Origin of the sequence: Candidatus Methanoperedens nitratireducens, from assembly GCF_000685155.1 — an archaeon.
Lineage (GTDB): Archaea > Halobacteriota > Methanosarcinia > Methanosarcinales > Methanoperedenaceae > Methanoperedens > Methanoperedens nitratireducens.
Map to the genome: position 1 here is coordinate 317,398 of NZ_JMIY01000005.1, position 16,300 is coordinate 333,697.

24 protein-coding genes, 1 tRNA gene and 1 pseudogene are annotated in these 16,300 nt (G+C 44.5%); 17 read left to right on the forward strand and 9 right to left on the reverse strand.

The features are described from left to right. Positions 1 to 69: 69 nt before the first annotated feature. From ANME2D_RS11490 to ANME2D_RS11540, 11 genes are read left to right on the forward strand one after another with little or no spacing between them, the layout of a single operon-like run. Positions 70 to 582, forward strand: coding sequence for a Na+/H+ antiporter subunit E (locus ANME2D_RS11490; protein WP_048091768.1), 513 nt, complete (start codon positions 70 to 72; stop codon positions 580 to 582). Next, complete coding sequence (locus ANME2D_RS11495) at positions 582 to 845, forward strand: monovalent cation/H+ antiporter complex subunit F (RefSeq protein ID WP_048091774.1); 264 nt, start codon at positions 582 to 584, stop codon at positions 843 to 845. The genes ANME2D_RS11490 and ANME2D_RS11495 overlap by 1 nt, the downstream gene beginning before the upstream one ends. Further along, entirely contained in the window at positions 842 to 1,183 is a 342-nt protein-coding gene (mnhG, locus tag ANME2D_RS11500; RefSeq protein ID WP_081810253.1) for a monovalent cation/H(+) antiporter subunit G, read from the forward strand. The genes ANME2D_RS11495 and mnhG overlap by 4 nt, the downstream gene beginning before the upstream one ends. Further along, entirely contained in the window at positions 1,180 to 1,428 is a 249-nt protein-coding gene (locus ANME2D_RS11505) for a hydrogenase subunit MbhD domain-containing protein (RefSeq protein WP_048091777.1), read from the forward strand. Before mnhG ends, ANME2D_RS11505 begins: the two co-directional genes overlap by 4 nt. After that, positions 1,428 to 1,703 (forward strand): hydrogen gas-evolving membrane-bound hydrogenase subunit E, encoded by a 276-nt coding sequence (mbhE, locus tag ANME2D_RS11510; RefSeq protein ID WP_048091779.1) that lies wholly within the window; start codon positions 1,428 to 1,430, stop codon positions 1,701 to 1,703. Before ANME2D_RS11505 ends, mbhE begins: the two co-directional genes overlap by 1 nt. After that, complete coding sequence (locus ANME2D_RS11515) at positions 1,700 to 2,173, forward strand: Na(+)/H(+) antiporter subunit B (protein WP_052368879.1); 474 nt, start codon at positions 1,700 to 1,702, stop codon at positions 2,171 to 2,173. The genes mbhE and ANME2D_RS11515 overlap by 4 nt, the downstream gene beginning before the upstream one ends. Further along, on the forward strand, positions 2,174 to 2,530 hold the full coding sequence (locus ANME2D_RS11520) for a cation:proton antiporter subunit C (protein ID WP_048091781.1): 357 nt from the start codon (positions 2,174 to 2,176) through the stop codon (positions 2,528 to 2,530). Next, positions 2,527 to 3,993: a monovalent cation/H+ antiporter subunit D family protein gene (locus ANME2D_RS11525; protein WP_048091784.1), complete on the forward strand. Its 1,467-nt coding sequence runs from the start codon at positions 2,527 to 2,529 to the stop codon at positions 3,991 to 3,993. Before ANME2D_RS11520 ends, ANME2D_RS11525 begins: the two co-directional genes overlap by 4 nt. A gap of 9 nt (positions 3,994 to 4,002) precedes the next feature. After that, positions 4,003 to 5,478 (forward strand): monovalent cation/H+ antiporter subunit D family protein, encoded by a 1,476-nt coding sequence (locus ANME2D_RS11530; protein WP_048091786.1) that lies wholly within the window; start codon positions 4,003 to 4,005, stop codon positions 5,476 to 5,478. Continuing rightward, positions 5,479 to 5,709 carry a hypothetical protein gene (locus ANME2D_RS11535; RefSeq protein ID WP_048091788.1) on the forward strand — a complete coding sequence of 77 codons (231 nt, stop codon included), beginning with the start codon at positions 5,479 to 5,481 and terminating at the stop codon, positions 5,707 to 5,709. Next, positions 5,702 to 7,495, forward strand: coding sequence for a Na(+)/H(+) antiporter subunit D (locus tag ANME2D_RS11540; RefSeq protein ID WP_052368880.1), 1,794 nt, complete (start codon positions 5,702 to 5,704; stop codon positions 7,493 to 7,495). The genes ANME2D_RS11535 and ANME2D_RS11540 overlap by 8 nt, the downstream gene beginning before the upstream one ends. 92 nt (positions 7,496 to 7,587) lie before the next feature. Here the strand turns inward: ANME2D_RS11540 and ANME2D_RS11545 are convergent. The 6 genes from ANME2D_RS11545 to ANME2D_RS11570 form a co-directional block, all read right to left on the reverse strand. Further along, positions 7,588 to 7,672, reverse strand: a tRNA-Leu gene (locus tag ANME2D_RS11545). A 93-nt stretch (positions 7,673 to 7,765) separates the two neighbouring features. Next, positions 7,766 to 8,557: a DNA-directed RNA polymerase subunit D gene (locus ANME2D_RS11550; RefSeq protein ID WP_320408816.1), complete on the reverse strand. Its 792-nt coding sequence runs from the start codon at positions 8,555 to 8,557 to the stop codon at positions 7,766 to 7,768. Positions 8,558 to 8,600: 43 nt separating this feature from the next. Beyond that, the gene (locus ANME2D_RS11555) at positions 8,601 to 8,981 is read right to left on the reverse strand and encodes a 30S ribosomal protein S11 (RefSeq protein ID WP_048091790.1); all 381 of its coding nucleotides are present in this window, start codon (positions 8,979 to 8,981) and stop codon (positions 8,601 to 8,603) included. Positions 8,982 to 8,983: 2 nt separating this feature from the next. Continuing rightward, positions 8,984 to 9,583: a 30S ribosomal protein S4 gene (locus ANME2D_RS11560; RefSeq protein ID WP_048091791.1), complete on the reverse strand. Its 600-nt coding sequence runs from the start codon at positions 9,581 to 9,583 to the stop codon at positions 8,984 to 8,986. Then, on the reverse strand, positions 9,583 to 10,272 hold the full coding sequence (locus tag ANME2D_RS18915; protein WP_052368881.1) for a 30S ribosomal protein S13: 690 nt from the start codon (positions 10,270 to 10,272) through the stop codon (positions 9,583 to 9,585). Before ANME2D_RS18915 ends, ANME2D_RS11560 begins: the two co-directional genes overlap by 1 nt. Before the next feature lie 207 nt (positions 10,273 to 10,479). Next, positions 10,480 to 10,815 (reverse strand): coiled-coil domain-containing protein, encoded by a 336-nt coding sequence (locus ANME2D_RS11570; RefSeq protein WP_048091793.1) that lies wholly within the window; start codon positions 10,813 to 10,815, stop codon positions 10,480 to 10,482. A gap of 511 nt (positions 10,816 to 11,326) precedes the next feature. Here ANME2D_RS11570 and ANME2D_RS11575 point away from each other — a divergent pair. Genes ANME2D_RS11575 through ANME2D_RS11585 form a run of 3 tightly spaced genes read left to right on the forward strand, consistent with a single transcriptional unit; the run spans position 11,327 to position 13,475 of the window. Beyond that, positions 11,327 to 12,013 carry a hypothetical protein gene (locus tag ANME2D_RS11575; RefSeq protein ID WP_048091795.1) on the forward strand — a complete coding sequence of 229 codons (687 nt, stop codon included), beginning with the start codon at positions 11,327 to 11,329 and terminating at the stop codon, positions 12,011 to 12,013. A gap of 12 nt (positions 12,014 to 12,025) precedes the next feature. Further along, on the forward strand, positions 12,026 to 12,472 hold the full coding sequence (locus ANME2D_RS11580; RefSeq protein ID WP_048091798.1) for a poly-gamma-glutamate biosynthesis protein PgsC/CapC: 447 nt from the start codon (positions 12,026 to 12,028) through the stop codon (positions 12,470 to 12,472). Positions 12,473 to 12,476: 4 nt separating this feature from the next. Continuing rightward, a complete protein-coding gene (locus tag ANME2D_RS11585) occupies positions 12,477 to 13,475 on the forward strand; it encodes a hypothetical protein (protein WP_048091800.1) in 999 nt (332 codons plus the stop codon). Positions 13,476 to 13,760: 285 nt separating this feature from the next. Here the strand turns inward: ANME2D_RS11585 and ANME2D_RS11590 are convergent, their stop codons facing one another. Next, positions 13,761 to 14,048: a hypothetical protein gene (locus ANME2D_RS11590; RefSeq protein WP_048091801.1), complete on the reverse strand. Its 288-nt coding sequence runs from the start codon at positions 14,046 to 14,048 to the stop codon at positions 13,761 to 13,763. Positions 14,049 to 14,058: 10 nt separating this feature from the next. Between ANME2D_RS11590 and ANME2D_RS11595 the strand changes: the two genes are divergently transcribed. Both ANME2D_RS11595 and ANME2D_RS11600 read left to right on the forward strand, forming a co-directional pair. Further along, positions 14,059 to 14,358, forward strand: coding sequence for a UPF0175 family protein (locus ANME2D_RS11595; RefSeq protein WP_048091802.1), 300 nt, complete (start codon positions 14,059 to 14,061; stop codon positions 14,356 to 14,358). After that, a complete protein-coding gene (locus tag ANME2D_RS11600) occupies positions 14,355 to 14,858 on the forward strand; it encodes a DUF3368 domain-containing protein (RefSeq protein ID WP_048091804.1) in 504 nt (167 codons plus the stop codon). Before ANME2D_RS11595 ends, ANME2D_RS11600 begins: the two co-directional genes overlap by 4 nt. Before the next feature lie 447 nt (positions 14,859 to 15,305). On the opposite strand, the gene ANME2D_RS11605 is transcribed toward ANME2D_RS11600, so the two are convergent. Beyond that, complete coding sequence (locus tag ANME2D_RS11605; protein WP_157834096.1) at positions 15,306 to 15,728, reverse strand: hypothetical protein; 423 nt, start codon at positions 15,726 to 15,728, stop codon at positions 15,306 to 15,308. A 13-nt stretch (positions 15,729 to 15,741) separates the two neighbouring features. On the opposite strand from ANME2D_RS11605, the gene ANME2D_RS11610 reads away from it, so the two are divergent. After that, positions 15,742 to 15,939: a hypothetical protein gene (locus ANME2D_RS11610; protein ID WP_157834097.1), complete on the forward strand. Its 198-nt coding sequence runs from the start codon at positions 15,742 to 15,744 to the stop codon at positions 15,937 to 15,939. Positions 15,940 to 16,116: 177 nt separating this feature from the next. On the opposite strand, the pseudogene ANME2D_RS17455 reads toward ANME2D_RS11610, so the two are convergent. Further along, positions 16,117 to 16,300, reverse strand: a pseudogene (locus ANME2D_RS17455) (IS4 family transposase); the annotation flags it as partial.

A 16,300-nucleotide genomic window follows, 5' to 3' on the forward strand; every position in this document is an offset into this window, starting at 1 on the left:
ATGAAAAGATTAATATTAAAGATGTACTCTCATGATGCAGATGACCGCAACAGGCACAGGAGATAAGCGTTGACAAGTAAAATCTTTAGTTTCACAGCTACCTTTGTGGTGATGTATCTTTTCTGGCTCCTCAATTCAGGGGCGTTTGAGACATTCTATCTATCACTGGGTGCAGTCAGTGCCCTTTTTGTCTCCTATGCATTCCACAGCCACTTTATGCTGATAAAGGAAGGGCGTTCTGCTGCCGTTTCATTTATCCGTTTTATAGGATATTTACCCTGGATAGTCTGGCAGATCGCACTTGCAAACTGGGATGTGGTCAAGAGGGTGTTGAGCCCGGATATGCCAATCGATCCCCGCATCATATCATTTCAATCCGGATTGAAAAGCGATCTTTCGATGACAACACTGGCAAATTCTATAACCCTTACCCCTGGCACCATAACCATTGATGTGGACAGGGACGGCACATTCTATGTTCATTCAATAGCTCAGGAGCCTGCTGAGAGCCTTCTCACCACACCCTGTGAAATGGCTACAAGGGTAGGTTATATATTCAGAGAATCCGGGAAGTGGAAGTAATGGTCTATTTTGAAGCATTTATCTGGGTACTGCTTTTAACAACTTCCGTTGTTCTGTATCGCATAATTAGGGGTCCATCTCCATATGACCGCATGCTCGGTGTTAATGTTATCGGGACAAAGACCATCGTTATCCTGGTACTTATTGGCTATGTATTCGAGAGACCATACTTTTTTGACATAGCCCTTCTCTATGCTATTCTTAATTTCATAGCCACTGTCATAATCGCAAAGTATCTTGAGAGCGGGAGGATATGCGAATGATCGAGATATTGAAGTTAGTGATTGTAACCGCTTTCCTGGTAGTCGGGGCGTTCCTCATGCTCACAGCCGCAATAGGTCTTGTGCGGTTTCCTGATGTATATTCCAGGATGCATGCCACAGGCAAGTGCGATACTCTCGGTGTGAGTTTGATGCTCACGGGCCTTGTGATATTTCAGGGACCTGACCTTGTGAGCGTGAAGCTGCTTTTTATAATATTCTTTGTGCTGTTCACAGGTCCTGTTGCAGTCCATGCCCTGTTCAGGGCTGCAGTTACCCGGGGCTATAAGGTGTGGACAAGGGAAGGATGGAAGCTCTGGAAAAAGGAGGGGCATGAATGATATTCTCTGTTGACTTAGTGCTGCTTTTGCTTATCCTTGTCCTGGCTGTGGCGTCTATTATGGTTAAGGACCTCCTCGAGTCTACTGTGCTTTTTGCATGTTTCAGCTTTCTGATGGCTGTTATATGGGTTGAGATGAACTCGGTGGATGTTGCCTTTACCGAGGCTGCTGTGGGCGCTGGTGTATCCACCATACTTCTGGTGGCTGCCATAGCCTGCACAAGAAGGTATGAGGAGGAGAGGTAATGAGGCGTTACCTGGCTATTTTGAGCTGTGCTCTTTTCTTTGCAATTCTTGCTTATGGTGTGCCAGATCTTCCAGATCTTGGCGACCCTGATGCTCCTGCCAACAAACATGTGGCGCAGCGTTATATCGAGGGATCGTATACAGAATCAGGAGTGCCAAATATTGTTACTGCTGTACTGGCAAACTACAGAGGTTATGATACGCTGGGTGAGACCGCGGTTATATTCACGGCAGGGATTACAGTTATGCTTTTGATAAGGAGGAAGTGGAATTGAAGGCTATATCTGTAACTGAACCCGTGGTGGAAACCAGATCCGTAACAGGATCCATAATATGCAGGACAAGTGCCAGTATCATGGTCCCATTTATACTGCTGTGGGGATTGTATGTGCTCATCCACGGTGCTTTAGGACCGGGGGGTGGATTCCAGGCAGGCGTTATCCTGGCGGCTGGTTTTATCCTGCATACCGCTGCCTTTGGCCTTAAGGAAACAAAGAAGATACTGCCTGTGAAACTGGTAATGGTAATGGCCAGCACTGGACCTCTTATATATGTAGGTATGGGAATACTTGCCATAATCTTTGGAGGCAACTTTCTTGAATATGGAGCGCTTCCACTCGGGCATTCACCTGCTGAAGCGAGCAAATACGGAATAGAGATTGTAGAAGTGGGTATAGGACTTACAGTAATGGCGATAATGGTCTCCATATTCTATGATATTGCCCTTAGAAAGAAGGTGGAATAGATGGTACTGGACATAATTTTTGCAAAATATAATTACATCATATACATAACCCTCATGACCATCGGCTTTTACGGCATGATAGGCAAGAGAAACCTCATAAAGAAACTGATAGGCATGAGTATATTCCAGTATTCCATATTCTTATTCTATGTATCAGCGGCTGATGTAAGCGGCGGCACGGCACCTATTCTCTTAAAGGAGCCTGCAGTTTATGTAAATCCACTCCCGCATGTACTGATACTTACAGCAATAGTCGTAGCAGTAAGTACCCTGGCTGTGGGTCTTTCTCTTGTTATACGGATATACAAAGAATTCGGGACACTTGATGAAGATAAGATCATAGAGTTGAGCAGATGATAACAGACCACCTTTCAGTATTGATTATTGCAGTCGGCCTTTTGGGGGCATTCTTCACACCCATCATAGGGTTGATCAGAAAAGAGATGTGCAGTCTCTGGGCATCATTTATAATCCTGCTCCAGTTCCTTATAAGTATCTTTCTCCTCTACCAGGTGATAATAGCAGGAAACATAAGCTACTGGCTGGGGGGCTGGGAGCCTCCATGGGGCATAGAGTATGCGGTTGACCTTCTGAACGCCTTTGTGCTGGTTATTGTGGCAGGTATCTGCTTCTCAGTTTCAATATATGGAAGAAAAAGCCTTGGATTTGAGGTCCCGGATAAAGAGCTGCCGCTGTATACGCTGTATATACTTCTCACCACAGGCATGCTGGGCATTGTGGTGACAGGGGACATCTTCAACCTGTATGTGTTCCTGGAGATAGGCTCCCTGGCAGCTTATGCCCTGATCGCTATGGGAGGCAGGCATTCGCTCACAGCAAGCTTCAACTACATGATAATGGGTACGGTTTCAGCTTCTTTTATTCTTTTAGGCATAGGCTACCTGTATGTGATGACAGGCACCCTCAACATGGCAGATATCTCAGCACTTCTCCCTTCACTCTACGGAAGGCCGGTCATCCTTGTAGCGATTGCGCTGCTTGTGGTGGGATTGAGCATCAAGACAGCGCTGTTCCCGCTCCACACATGGCTTCCTGATGCCTATACACATGCCCCGTCTGCCGTGAGCGCCGTGCTCTCAGGCACCTTTACCAAGGTCGGGATATATGCCCTTATCAGGGTGATGTTCACTGTTATATCCCCCTCCTATGTGATAGAGACCGTGCCTGTGATGAGCATTCTCTCCTGGGTTGCAGCTATCGGCATACTTGCAGGATCATTGCTGGCAATAGCCCAGTATGATATAAAACGGATGCTTGCCTATTCAAGTGTAAGCCAGATAGGTTACATATTCCTGGGAATCGGTATGGCAAACAAGCTTGCCATGACAGGGGGAATCCTCCATATCCTCAGCCACAGCCTGATGAAAGTCGGGCTTTTTATGGTTGCAGGGGCAATCATCTACCGCACAGGCATAAGGAACATATACCAGCTAAAAGGTATGGGTAAAAAGATGCCCTATACAATGGCTGCTTTTGTGATCGGGGCGCTCTCCATGATAGGGATACCCCCCACAATAGGCTTTGCAAGCAAATTCTATCTTGCATGGGGGGCACTGGGAGCAGGAGAATGGGTATTTGTTGTGGTTATCCTTTTAAGCAGCCTGCTCACTGCGGTTTACTTCTGGAGGATCTTTGAGAATGCGTTCTTTGGCGTACACGAGGATATAAAGAAGGATGAAGCGCCCATCAGTATGCTTTTGCCCATCCTGGCATTTGCAGTCATAACGGTCTTGCTCGGTCTTTTAGCATCCCTTCCCATAGGGATAATAGAACAATGGGTAACAGGAGTATTGCCATAGGAGAAATATATGGAAACAGTTACATCGTTTGGCCCGGGTCTTGCAGTGCTTGTCTCTCTCATCGGAGCAGCCATGATACTCATTTTTGGCAGATACCCGAATATCAGGGAAAGTATCTCGATTATCGCCGGGATTATCAAATTCGGGATCGTGGCCTCCATGATCCCTGCTGTTATGGATGGTAAGATCATCGAGCTCAAACTGTGGGAGGTATTGCCAAACCTACCCATAATGTTTAGAGTGGATGCCTTCGGTCTTCTCTTCGGGCTAATCGCTTCTTTCCTGTGGATATTCACAACGTTCTATTCAATCGGCTACATGCGGACATTGAAAGAGCATGCTCAGACAAGATTTTTCTTCTGCTTTGCAATGGCACTATCCTCTGCGATAGGCATAGCTTTCTCTGCAAATCTCTTCACTCTCTTCATTTTTTACGAGATACTCACAGTTTCAACCTATCCCCTGGTCATACATATCGAAACCCGTGATGCCATGAGCGCGGGGAGAAAATACCTCTTATACCTTCTGACCGCCGGTATCTTTCTCCTGTTCTCTATCATAGCCGTGTACCACTACACAGGCACCACAGACTTTGCCCCGGGCGGGATTCTTGCAGGAAAGGGAATCCCTGTGAACATGCTCTACCTGCTCTTCATAACCTTCATGATAGGCTCTGCCAAGGCAGCCTTCATGCCCCTCCATTCATGGCTGCCATCAGCAATGATAGCCCCAACGCCGGTAAGTGCATTATTGCATGCCGTGGCAGTTGTAAAGGTGGGTGTGTTCACAGCAACAAGGATCATCCTGTATATCTTTGGCATCGATCTCATGAAGGAAACAGGGCTTGCCCTTGCCATGGCATATTTTGTAGCATTCACGATCATAGTTGCATCGCTGTTTGCCCTCACCCACGACAACCTGAAGAAAAGACTGGCATACTCCACCATAAGCCAGCTCTCCTATGTTATACTGGGTGTGGTCATGCTCACACCTGCCGGCATCACGGGGGGGATGCTGCATATTCTGAACCATGCCTTTATGAAGATTACCCTCTTCTTCTGTGCAGGGGCGATCATTGTAGCCTCAGGCAAAGAGAAGATCAGCGAAATGAACGGGATTGCAAGACAGATGCCTCTCACGATGATAGCATTCACTCTTGGGGCGATCGGTATGGCAGGTACACCACCCATGGCAGGTTTCATAAGTAAGTGGTATATGCTGATCGGCTCAGTAGAGATAGAGCAGATCCCTCTGCTGTTTGTACTCCTTGTAAGTACGCTTCTAAATGTCGCATACTTTGCTCCAATAATCATAAATGCTTTTTTTAAAGAACCTGATAAGGAGCTATCTTATAAAGAGGCTCCATTATTCATGCTCATACCGCTGATATTGACAGGGATAATCTCGCTTGTACTCGGTATCTGGCCTGATGAGCCTCTTGCCATAGTCAGGATTGCGGTACAGAGCCTGACAGGGGGAACATAAATGGATAACATAAACATAAACATAAAGACCCTGAGGTACCTGTTCTACGCAAGCCTTGTTATCGTTGTGCTGGCTGATTTCTTCATACACAGGGAAAAAATAGAGTTCTTCTGGGACGCTATACCTGGATTCAGTGCTTTATACGGCTTAGTATCCAGCATTCTGTTAATAATAGTATCTAAAGCCATCGGGCATAAATTGCTCCTGAGAAAGGAGGACTACTATGATTGAATGGGTGCCCCCGGCTGCCATAATGATCGTGGGAGCTTTTCTCATACCCCTGCTTAAAGGAAAGGTTAAACAGGCTTATCTGCTCCTGCTTCCCCTCATTGTCTTTATCAATCTGCTATATATGGGTGAGGGTACGGGCTGGGTTATCCCGTTCATGGAATACAGCCTGATATTCGGCCAGGTCGATAAATTGAGCATGGCATTTGGATACGTGTTTGTTATAATGGCATTCATTGGGATACTGTATGCCCTTCACATCAGGGAGAGCGGCCAGCATTTTGCCGCTTTCATGTACGTGGGCAGCGCGCTTGGTGTGGTCTTTGCAGGGGATTTCTTTTCACTCTTTGTCTTCTGGGAGATCATGGCATTCTCATCGGTCTTCCTGATATGGTACAACAAAGAAAAAGCATCCAGAGATGCAGGTTTGCGGTACCTTCTTGTACACGTCGCAGGCGGGCTCTCTTTACTTGCCGGCATAATAATACGTCTTGTGAACACAGGCTCTATCGAGTTTGGTCCAATAGATTTTGGCTCACTTGATTCCTATCTAATATTACTTGGCTTCATGCTGAACGCTGCAGTCCCCCCGCTTCATGCATGGCTCTCTGATGCCTATCCTGAGGCTACGGTCACAGGCGCGGTGTTCCTGAGCGCATTCACCACAAAGACCGCAGTATATGTGCTGCTCCGTGCTTTCCTTGGCGTTGAGATCCTCATATGGCTTGGTGCATTCATGGCAGTCTTTGGTGTTGTATATGCACTGCTTCAGAATGATATACGCAGGCTTCTTGCATACGAGATCATAAGCCAGGTAGGCTACATGGTAGCAGGCGTTGGAATGGGAACCATACTTGCGGTTAATGGCTCAACAGCCCATGCTTTTACCCATATACTCTACAAGGGCCTGCTCTTCATGTGCGCAGGCGCAGTTATACACATGGCAGGGAAAAGAAAACTCACAGAACTGGGAGGTCTGTACAAGACCATGCCTATAACGCTGGGCTTATACATGATCGGAGCTCTCTCTATCTCGGCATTACCATTTTTTAGCGGATTTGTGAGCAAGTCCATGGTGGTCTCGGCAGCAGCTCATGAGCATCTGGCAGTTGTATGGCTTCTACTGACCCTTGCCTCAGCAGGCACTTTCCTGATCGCAGCCCTCAGGCTTCCTTATTTTGTATTCTTTGCCAGGGATGCTGGAATAAAAGCAAAAGAGCCTCCAGTCAATATGCTCCTTGCCATGGGCTTAGCAGCCTTTTTGAATATTCTCATCGGTGTATATCCTGCTATACTCTATGGTATCCTTCCCTATCCTGTTGATTATGTTCCATACACAGGGGAGCATATAGTATGGGCATTGCAGATACTGCTGTTCACAGCACTTGGATTCTTCCTGCTGCTGGGTAAGCTTGGCGGAGAACATGCCATAAGCCTTGATACCGACTGGTTCTACAGAAAAGGGAGCAGGAGCTTCATGTGGTTTGTAGAGAAGCCGCTTTCTGCCGCCTCCCAGTGGCCGGTTGATATCCTCATGCGCCTTAAGGATTATCTTATATGGCTTGGAAAGAACCCCACACAGGCCATATTTCTGTACGCAGGTACGATCGTATTTAAAATCCTTGGCAGGTTCCCTGGAATGCCGCCCCATGCTTCTGAGAGGATCCTGGAGGAAGGATGGAGCAATTATCCCGGTGAGCCGGTCAGGAAATCGCCTGTAGGAGATAGCGTCATTCTGGTGCTGATATTCATGACAGCCTATGCGATCTACTACTACTTTGTCTCATGACCGTGTAAATATTTTCAAATTTTAAGCAGGGTGTAGAACTGCCTTTATCCGATCAAAAAGCCCTGCTAATAGCCCTTTCTTTTAATCAGAAATGCGAGGGATGGGATTCGAACCCACGAACTCCTACGAGACCAGCCCCTCAAGCTGGCGCCTTTGACCGGACTGGGCAACCCTCGCAATATGACATGTGCGCCTTTGGGAGCACTATCCCTTATAGCAGAACCATATGATATATTTTAGCCCCGGTAAAAGAGGTGATTACCTCTTTTATCAGAACGTATTAAGTATCTCGCCTAATTGTCCTGCCCTTTTCTTAATACTTTCTGTAGCCTCAATAGCAAGCTCAGCCGCTGTCGTAGAGCCACTCGTTTCAAAGGTCATCACAAAGGATTCAGGATCATAGCTCACGGAAATCGAGTTCATATCACATGCTTCCTCGCATATTCTGCACATCGAACACTCGATCACGTCCGTGACACTGACCTTGTCCCCGCTCAATTTGAGGATATTGCGGGGACATAGCTCTATGCATTTGCCGCATCCATCGCATTCTCCGACCGTTAGAACAGGCATATTCTTGTACCCGCTTGCGATACCAGCCTGCCATTTGCTGTGGCTTCTACCTGTTCCTGTTCCGAGTCTTGCTATAGATTCAACCACGACCTTATGCTTTTCCTTAAGTTCTACAATAGGTACCGTCGCATCTGCCGGGCGTACATCAGGGTCTGTCGATATCATATCACCAGAGTATACCACCTTCGGGCCTTCAGCACTCAGGGTCAATGAGACCTGACATAAGGGACATCCCTGGCCCTGGCAGGTACATTCCTCTGGAAGTACATATCTTTTGGTATCAGCCTTAAGTGGTATAAGTCCCAATCTTAAAGCAAGCTGCTCATCGAACAGAACAGATGTGTTATCATAGATATTCACATCGGCAATAGCCAGTACTGGAACCTCTGCAAGTATGCTACGTCTTAGCGCATTGGCAAATGCCGCAGGAACACCAGATAGAACAAACCTGGCTTTGCGTTCAGATAATTCAATTATGTCTATATCCATATTTATTTTATACACGCCTTTATTTTTTAATTTTCTATATATCTTATACACGCCTTCCCTTTTTAGCTTTCGTACCATCATGCGGGATCGGCGTCACATCCTCGATACGTCCTATCTTAATTCCGGCACGGGCAAAAGCCCTGATAGCTGCCTGGGCTCCAGGTCCAGGGCTTCGCTGCATATTGCCTCCAGGTGCCCTTACCTTTATATGTACTCCTATAACTCCCTTATCCCGTATCTTATCTGCAATCTGGGTAGCCATCTGCATAGCAGTATACGGTGAACTCTCTTCTCTGGCAGCCTTTGTTACCATGCCGCCGCTTATCTTTGATATTGTTTCAGCCCCTGTTAAATCAGTAACGGTTATCAGGGTATTGTTAAATGATGAATATATATGGGCTACACCCCATTTCTCAGTTGCCATTGTTAAGCCTCCATTTTTGTCTCACCGGCCGTCTGCTCAGGTTTTGCAGTTTCCTGCATCATGCCTTTTATGACCTGTGCAGGTCTTGAAGGATGACCCTCACCGAATAAGGGTGAGCTGCCATAGTAATTTATCCGCAGTTCCTCATCCATAGAAACAAGATAACCTGGAACAGTAACCCTCCTGCCTCCTACGGAGATGTGCCCGTGCACAATGAACTGCCGTGCCTGTTTTACAGTATTGGCAAGCCCCTGTTTGTGCACCTGGGTCTGAAGCCTTCTCTCAAGGAAATTGGTCACATCCAGCGAGAGGATATCATCAAGCCCTGCATCCGTTTTCAACAGGCCGTATCGCTTCAGCCGGCTCAGGATATTATCAGAATCTGTTTTCACATTGCCGGCAAGTTTTCCTTTTGCACTCTCTGCAAGCAATTTTCTTGCAAGTTCCCTGTAGTTCTTAAGGCTGCTGTGGGTCTTCCAGACCTCTTTTCTATTTCGCAGGCCGTACCTCTTCACGAGTTCGACCTCTGATGCCATTCTGGCCGCTTGCCATGGGTGTTTTGGCGTATCATATGATTTTCTATCTTTTCCCGGGTATCCCATTATTTACCCCCTCCCTTTTTTTCTTCTTTCTTCTCTCCCTCTTTTGCTTTACCCGCTGAAATAGATGCCCTTGTAACACCTACAGTCCTGCCCTTCCTGCCTGTTGATCTGGTGCGCTGACCGCGTACTTTAAGGCCTCTTTCATGTCTCATACCCTTATATGAGCGCATTTTCTTCATAAAGTTCAGATCTTCATTAAGGCTCAATAACACATCTGTCCCGACAACATGTCTATCCTCGCCTGTCATGAGATCATTCTGTTTATTCATCATCCAGTATGGAATTATAGTTGTTATGTTATCAACTGAAGATTGTAACCTGTCTATATCAGCATCATTAAGATATCCTACAGTGGCCTTTGGGTCAAGACCTGAATTAATTGATAAAATCTCTGCTATACGCCTGTTGATCCCCTTTATTCCTGTGAGTGCATACTGTACACTCTTTTTACCATCAAGATCTGTATCAGCGATACGCACAATGTGTCTTATCTCTGGTCCTGTTTCCTTGGGTTTAGAAGCTTCTTTTTTCCCCTCTTTTGGAGCACCTCTGCGCTCTTTCTTTACTTGCTCTTTTCCTTCTCCCTTACCCTCATGTTTCTTCTCTTTCTTTGCCTCTTGAGGTACTTCTTTCTTCTGGGTTTCTTGTGTTGTTTCTTTTACTTTTGTTGGTTCTTCCTTTTTAGCCATAGATTTCCTCCTGTGGCTTTAGCCCCGGAACTTAGCCGGCGCAGCCCATATCATGTATCTTGGGGCCAATACAATACTCTCACATAGCATTTATATTTTATGTATGTCCCGAGACCATCCAGTAATTTGAAAGGCTGGGATTAGAATCTATCCGAAAAGTTAAAAATGTGTAAAAATATCTTGAGTTTAGCAGTTCTCACGCTCACGTTACGTCTCTGCTGCTGCCAGCCTTTTCTCAAGGTCTGCAATCTTATGCTCAAGAGCGGTTATCTTTTCGATCACAGGGATACGCTTTTCCAGTGAGTCGAACTTTACGGTCATTTCAGTTCTGAGGCTGGCTATTTCCATCTTAATCTCATTACGAAGGCTGTCTATCTCGGTTTTTGTTTCGTTTCTCAGGCTGTCTATCCTTGAATTCGTTGAGTCTATCCTTGAATTCGTTGAATCGATCCTTGTGTTGATAGCCCTGAGCTCGCCTTTTATCTCGCTGAGCTCAGGCATCAGGACTTGTTTTATCCAGCCAGGCACTTTTTCTGCGGGCATGATATCAATCCAATCTCTCTTTATCTCAGGACGGCTTAATCTTATGCTTCTGTTAACAGCGGCAGCGTAAGATTGAGGATATATTTACCTGAGCCTGACATGGCTTGTTCTCCAACATATTTATATAAATAGGAATAATCAACCACAGAGTACACAGAGAGCACAGAGTTGTAATAATTCTTAATCCACTGACCTGAATCTACGGCAATCAGGCTGATGTCTTTTACTTTTTATCATTGTAGCTTATATAATTTATTCACGTAAAATAGGATTTGATTTAACGTCAATCTCAAAAAAAATTATTTATAAACTTTAAAAAGCTAAAATAAACATTAATAAACATTAAAATACCAAAGAAACCTCAAAAATTATCGATATATTTAATTTAAATGCGGTTATTTTGGTTCTGGTTATTTAAATGAAAACTACAGCTTTATTGTGCATTTCGCCCTGTAGATTTTTATTAGAAAAAACTTACTGGCTATATCAATTGTCTGAGGTGGTGTCAAATATGAAAAAAAATAAGAGAGTGTGTGTGGAAGTTTTTGATATGAACGGCAAGGGTTTGTTAAGTTTGCTTCTTGGGCTGATGTTGTTTGCCCCTGTTGCATTGGGGCAAAGTCCACCTGCAAATAATTATGCCTGGAATGAAATTTATCAATATTCCGATAATTACTCCACGGGGTATATAGATTACCTTGATAACGATCGAGGAACCATAGAGGTTTCAAGAACGTATGCGATTAGAAACAACTTTCAGCGTATTTTTTTTGGAAAGGTTAAGATTACACAGTCTTCAGGAGAATACGACTGGTATGGTCCGCGCCTTGCAATAGTGAACCCTGAGAACCTCCTTGAGAGGTACGAAATAAGACTGTACCCGAATACGAACAAGCTTCAGGTCAACTATGTTGACCGGACAAACAGGACGGGCGATTATTTCTACGACCTTGAAAACAACCTGACTGTTTCTGAAATCATCACATCGTCAGACTGCAACATAGATATTAACAAATGGGATCATGTTCTTGTGATGAAACGGGGGGAAAAGTGGCGTGCCCTTCTCATTAGTCCTAGAAACCCCACCTGCTTTGTCGAATGGAGCGATGATAGGATTACAGGCAGTGTCATGAGTGTAGGCATCCAGAGTGCTGGAAAATACATCATAAGCCAATTTGAGAGGACAATTTCTATCTAATTGAGTGGTTGTATGGTGCTAAACTGGGAGTTTTTGCCCCTGTTTGCTGGGTTCGTGATAGGGTTTTTCCTATATCAAAAGTATATGTTCAGGGGTGGCGGGGTGATAATTCTGCCTCTCCTGGCAATCTATTTTGTGAAATTCCCGTTATCGTTTCCAAAGCTACTGTTTTCTGCCCTGATTACCTATGGGGCTCTTGAGGTGCTATACACGCGGTATATTGTCTATGGCCGCCGACTACTGTATCTTGCACTTGTAATTGGCATGGTTGTCACGCTTGCATTTGAGGATGTCCTGAGTTCGATAGGTTGGTATGCTTTAGTTCTCCCCGGGCTTTTCGCATACAACCTGCATAGGGAAAACAACTCAACATCAAACATGCTGAAATCCGCAATCTTATTGTCCGTGACATTTGTGTTCCTTGTATGCGTTTCTCTATTTTCACTCTATATGGTGTAAACTTATGACGAGCATACTTGTTGAAGGAACACGCGGGAAATCCGGTGCGGTTGAGATGATTGTTTCCGCACTTGAACATAAAGGCGCGTCAGTTGTAGGAAAAATCACGGGAAAGGAGACTACTATTCTTTATCGCGGGAAAAGAATTCCGATTGTGCGCAAACGAGGGCTTTTTTTTATCGATTCTGAAAACCGCGAAGTTCTTAGAAAATATAGTCATTGCGACTTCAAGGTGTTCGAGAACCAGGCGCTTTCTGCATATACAATGCGGGCCGTCCACAACATCATCAAGCCGGATGTTGTTGTGATTCCAAACATCCGCTTTGAACACCAGGACAGGTTGGGGGAAACCATCGACGAACAGGCAAAATCATTTGCTGTTAATTTGCGCGGGGCTAAGGCACTCATTACCGCCGAGAAAAAGGAACGGGTGCTTTTAATTTTGGCTAAATACTGTGAAAAATACGGAATAAGGCTCATTAAGACGAACATTCCCTGCGATGTCGCTCCATCAATGCAATCTATTTACATCGCCAACGAAGTCATCAAGCTGGTGACTGGTTCCGGCCTTGAACAAAGTGTGATCGAAACCCTACTTAACAGGCAGAGGCGTGTTATCTCAATATGCCGCTCAAAACGCTACGGGATAGACTACTTTACAGCCTCAAAGGCTAATGATGTTGAAAGTGCTGCGGACATACTCAGGCATTTAGAAACATTGACAGATAAGACTTTTTGCTTTCTTTGCTATTTTCGCAAGGATCGGAGCGAAAGGACGCAGGCATTTGCCCCTTTCTTGCGCGAACTTGCCGAAAATCGGCGAGTTGACAAAATTTTTGTTGCAGGACATCATCTGAGAGCGCTCCCAAAACACACAAAAATAACACATACAAGTAATGGCGAAACCGCGATAAAGCACTGCAAAAGCAAAGGAGTTATCTTAGTAACTGCGGTGAATGGTGTCAATGATTTCATGCGTGAAGTTGAAGCTGACTTGGTGTAGATCGATTGTTTAGACAGTTGCTTTTCATATTGTTTTTATGCTAAAAGGACATTGAAACCGTTTACACCGATGCCAGTCTCTAATACATGTAGAAAGATCCAATAACAGAAGAGCACTTCCTTGTTCGAGGGGGCATACCGGTCATGCTTAGTAAGGATCAAGTCAAAAACATGGAGGTCTATAGACACCATGATGTAAAATAAGGCTTTCATTTACAAATAGTGCTCAGCAAAGCTTCTGTTAACGGCGTAAAAATAAAAAGATGCCTCTGGTATCCAGCCTACCCTACCTTACTTCGACCACGGTATCAAGCACCATGCTCTGGAACGGATACACGATTATTTTAACATCGTACTTCTGGCCTGCTACAAGTTTTGCATCAGGATAATCGATATCAGTTTCGACAACAGTACTGGTCACATTATACACAGCGCCTGGATAGTTTGTCACGTTCATGGTCATTATCTGTTCCCCGACCTTGAAATCAGTAAGTGATGCCTGATATACAGGCGGCTGTCCGACAGGGACTATGGATAATAGGGCATTGATAATCCTTTTATAAATAAAAGTCAAATTACAATCTATGTCCGATATATCAATTACTGCGCCCGAAGATCTCGAGGATAAGATCAAAATGCTTGCAACCGGGCTTCACATGGACAGGTCCGCTGTGATCAGAAGCATCATAGATGCCGGAGTAAGGCAAAAACTGATAGAATATGCATTAGGTCAGTATATGCAAAAGAAGGTCTCCCTAGCAAAAGCGGCAGAGATCGCAGGGATCTCAATCCGGGAAATGCTGGATATCCTGAGCGAGAAAGGCATACCACTACATATCTCTCAAAAGAGCATAATGGAAGATTTTGAGGCTGCCATGCAATGATCTTTATATTAGATTCTACCCCTCTAATATACATCTGCAAGGTAAGTCTTGACTGGATTTTCCAGGAACTTGATGCAGATTGCATAATGCCTGATGCTGTATATGAGGAGGTAGTGATCAAAGGTAAGCAGATGGGGAACGCTGATGCCCTTGCAGTCGAAAAATTGGTCAAAAACGGCATTATTTCGGTACAAAAAATAGAAAATAATAGCATGTTTATACAGTTAAGCCTGGAACTCCATCGCGGGGAAATCGGGGTATTGTCCCTTGCAAAAAGCATGGGTGGAGTTGCCATCATTGATGACGATATTGCAAGAACGACAGGAGAGATCCTGGGTGTGGAAGTGCACGGGACCATATACCTGATCTTCTTGATTGTTAAAAAGGGTAAATTATCGAAAGAAGATGCAAAAGTTAGAATAAACAGGATGATAACAGATGGCTTCTGGATGGGGCATAAGCAGTATCTGACTATTCTTGATTTGCTCGATAAAATATAAGAACTTACAGTACTTCAAAGTTTTAATGCAGGCTCTCTACGTGGAGGCTCTATTCTTATGAGAACATCCTGTCCTTATTTTCCGGGACAAAAAGTGAGCACAGAGAGCACAGAGTTGTAATAATTCTCTGCGTCCTCTGTGCTCTGGTATGAAAAAGTTCAACTATATCGCATCTTAGATTCCGATGTGGTTCAGCTAATATAAAACAACGAACTGGTACTAACTCGATACGAACTCGGACTTATGAGTTCGTTTAAGTTCGTTTTGAGTTCGTTGTTAATCGTCTTTTTCATTGTTATCTATAAACCAAGTTCATAGTCGACTCTATGGCTTTTAAAATTAGAAGATAATAAAAAGTCTCTGATTCTACAGGATTATAATTCCATAAGAATTGTGCTTTGCTCTTTATTCAAAAAATAAAAAGATGCCTCTGGTATCCAGCCTACCCTACCTTACTTCGACCACGGTATCAAGCACCATGCTCTGGAACGGATACACGATTATTTTAACATCGTACTTCTGGCCTGCTACAAGTCTCGCAGCAGGGTAATCGCCATAAGTTATATTGACAGCAGTATTGGTCACATTATATACAGCGCCTGGATGGTTTGTCACGTTCATGGTTATTATCTGTTCCCCGACCTTGAAATCTGTTAGTGAGGGCTGATATACAGGCGGCTGTCCAACAGGAACTATGGATAATCCCCAGTCACCTCCTGCCAGCCTGTCCCCGCCTTTATGCTGTATCTTCAGGTCGATCTTAAGTGTATCAGGAACATTCTCAACTGTAATAGCCGCAGTCGGTCCTTTTGATTCTGTTGCGCCAAACCCGAACCCGAACCCGAACATGGTGACCGGTGCTGCAATCATTACAGTTTTAAAAATGCAAATGGTTAAGTTATTAAAAGCCAATATACCAAATAAAGGTATAACGAATATGTGTAAAGAGCATAAGTTTGGCGGACTTTTTGAAGACCCTGAAAGGCTTGAAAGATACCAGAAGCTTTTTGAAGAAGCTTTTCCGGGACAAACAGCGTTAGATATATTGCATAGAAAGCCTGCAAAGCATGCCAAAAAATAGCTTTTTTGTCGATAGTTGCATTTTCCTTGGAATCCTGTGAAAAGATGAAAATACAAGAGCATGTAAAAGTTTCATAAGCCGTATCAATAACGATGTTTTTACAGGATACATTTCACCTTTTGTGACAGGTGAAATGTTCAACTCGATTCTATATAAAGAGGATACATACGTCATCGGTTAAGCCCACCATTCCTCTCTGAATCGATACCTGTTCACATGCGGATCAAGAGCCTGGCTCTCATACACCTTCATAACAGTCTCAAAAGTTCTTTCAATTCCACAATAACGAAGAATAAGATTAAGCTGATCGCTCGCATTTTCAGCAAATATCCTGCTCCATCTTAACTGAGTGTACCGAACG

Bases quoted from the DNA above. Each gene is read 5' to 3' on its own strand.
- mbhE (WP_048091779.1), top strand. From the start codon at position 1,428: ATGAGGCGTTACCTGGCTATTTTGAGCTGTGCTCTTTTCTTTGCAATT.
- ANME2D_RS11520 (WP_048091781.1), top strand. From the start codon at position 2,174: ATGGTACTGGACATAATTTTTGCAAAATATAATTACATCATATACATA.
- ANME2D_RS11610 (WP_157834097.1), top strand. From the start codon at position 15,742: ATGCAAATGGTTAAGTTATTAAAAGCCAATATACCAAATAAAGGTATA.
- mnhG (WP_081810253.1), top strand. From the start codon at position 842: ATGATCGAGATATTGAAGTTAGTGATTGTAACCGCTTTCCTGGTAGTC.
- ANME2D_RS11550 (WP_320408816.1), bottom strand. From the start codon at position 8,557: ATGGATATAGACATAATTGAATTATCTGAACGCAAAGCCAGGTTTGTT.
- ANME2D_RS11505 (WP_048091777.1), top strand. From the start codon at position 1,180: ATGATATTCTCTGTTGACTTAGTGCTGCTTTTGCTTATCCTTGTCCTG.
- ANME2D_RS18915 (WP_052368881.1), bottom strand. From the start codon at position 10,272: ATGGCTAAAAAGGAAGAACCAACAAAAGTAAAAGAAACAACACAAGAA.
- ANME2D_RS11525 (WP_048091784.1), top strand. From the start codon at position 2,527: ATGATAACAGACCACCTTTCAGTATTGATTATTGCAGTCGGCCTTTTG.
- ANME2D_RS11540 (WP_052368880.1), top strand. From the start codon at position 5,702: ATGATTGAATGGGTGCCCCCGGCTGCCATAATGATCGTGGGAGCTTTT.
- ANME2D_RS11530 (WP_048091786.1), top strand. From the start codon at position 4,003: ATGGAAACAGTTACATCGTTTGGCCCGGGTCTTGCAGTGCTTGTCTCT.
- ANME2D_RS11595 (WP_048091802.1), top strand. From the start codon at position 14,059: ATGTCCGATATATCAATTACTGCGCCCGAAGATCTCGAGGATAAGATC.
- ANME2D_RS11600 (WP_048091804.1), top strand. From the start codon at position 14,355: ATGATCTTTATATTAGATTCTACCCCTCTAATATACATCTGCAAGGTA.
- ANME2D_RS11555 (WP_048091790.1), bottom strand. From the start codon at position 8,981: ATGGCAACTGAGAAATGGGGTGTAGCCCATATATATTCATCATTTAAC.
- ANME2D_RS11560 (WP_048091791.1), bottom strand. From the start codon at position 9,583: ATGGGATACCCGGGAAAAGATAGAAAATCATATGATACGCCAAAACAC.
- ANME2D_RS11570 (WP_048091793.1), bottom strand. From the start codon at position 10,815: ATGCCCGCAGAAAAAGTGCCTGGCTGGATAAAACAAGTCCTGATGCCT.
- ANME2D_RS11535 (WP_048091788.1), top strand. From the start codon at position 5,479: ATGGATAACATAAACATAAACATAAAGACCCTGAGGTACCTGTTCTAC.
- ANME2D_RS11605 (WP_157834096.1), bottom strand. From the start codon at position 15,728: ATGATTGCAGCACCGGTCACCATGTTCGGGTTCGGGTTCGGGTTTGGC.
- ANME2D_RS11575 (WP_048091795.1), top strand. From the start codon at position 11,327: ATGAAAAAAAATAAGAGAGTGTGTGTGGAAGTTTTTGATATGAACGGC.
- ANME2D_RS11580 (WP_048091798.1), top strand. From the start codon at position 12,026: ATGGTGCTAAACTGGGAGTTTTTGCCCCTGTTTGCTGGGTTCGTGATA.
- ANME2D_RS11495 (WP_048091774.1), top strand. From the start codon at position 582: ATGGTCTATTTTGAAGCATTTATCTGGGTACTGCTTTTAACAACTTCC.
- ANME2D_RS11585 (WP_048091800.1), top strand. From the start codon at position 12,477: ATGACGAGCATACTTGTTGAAGGAACACGCGGGAAATCCGGTGCGGTT.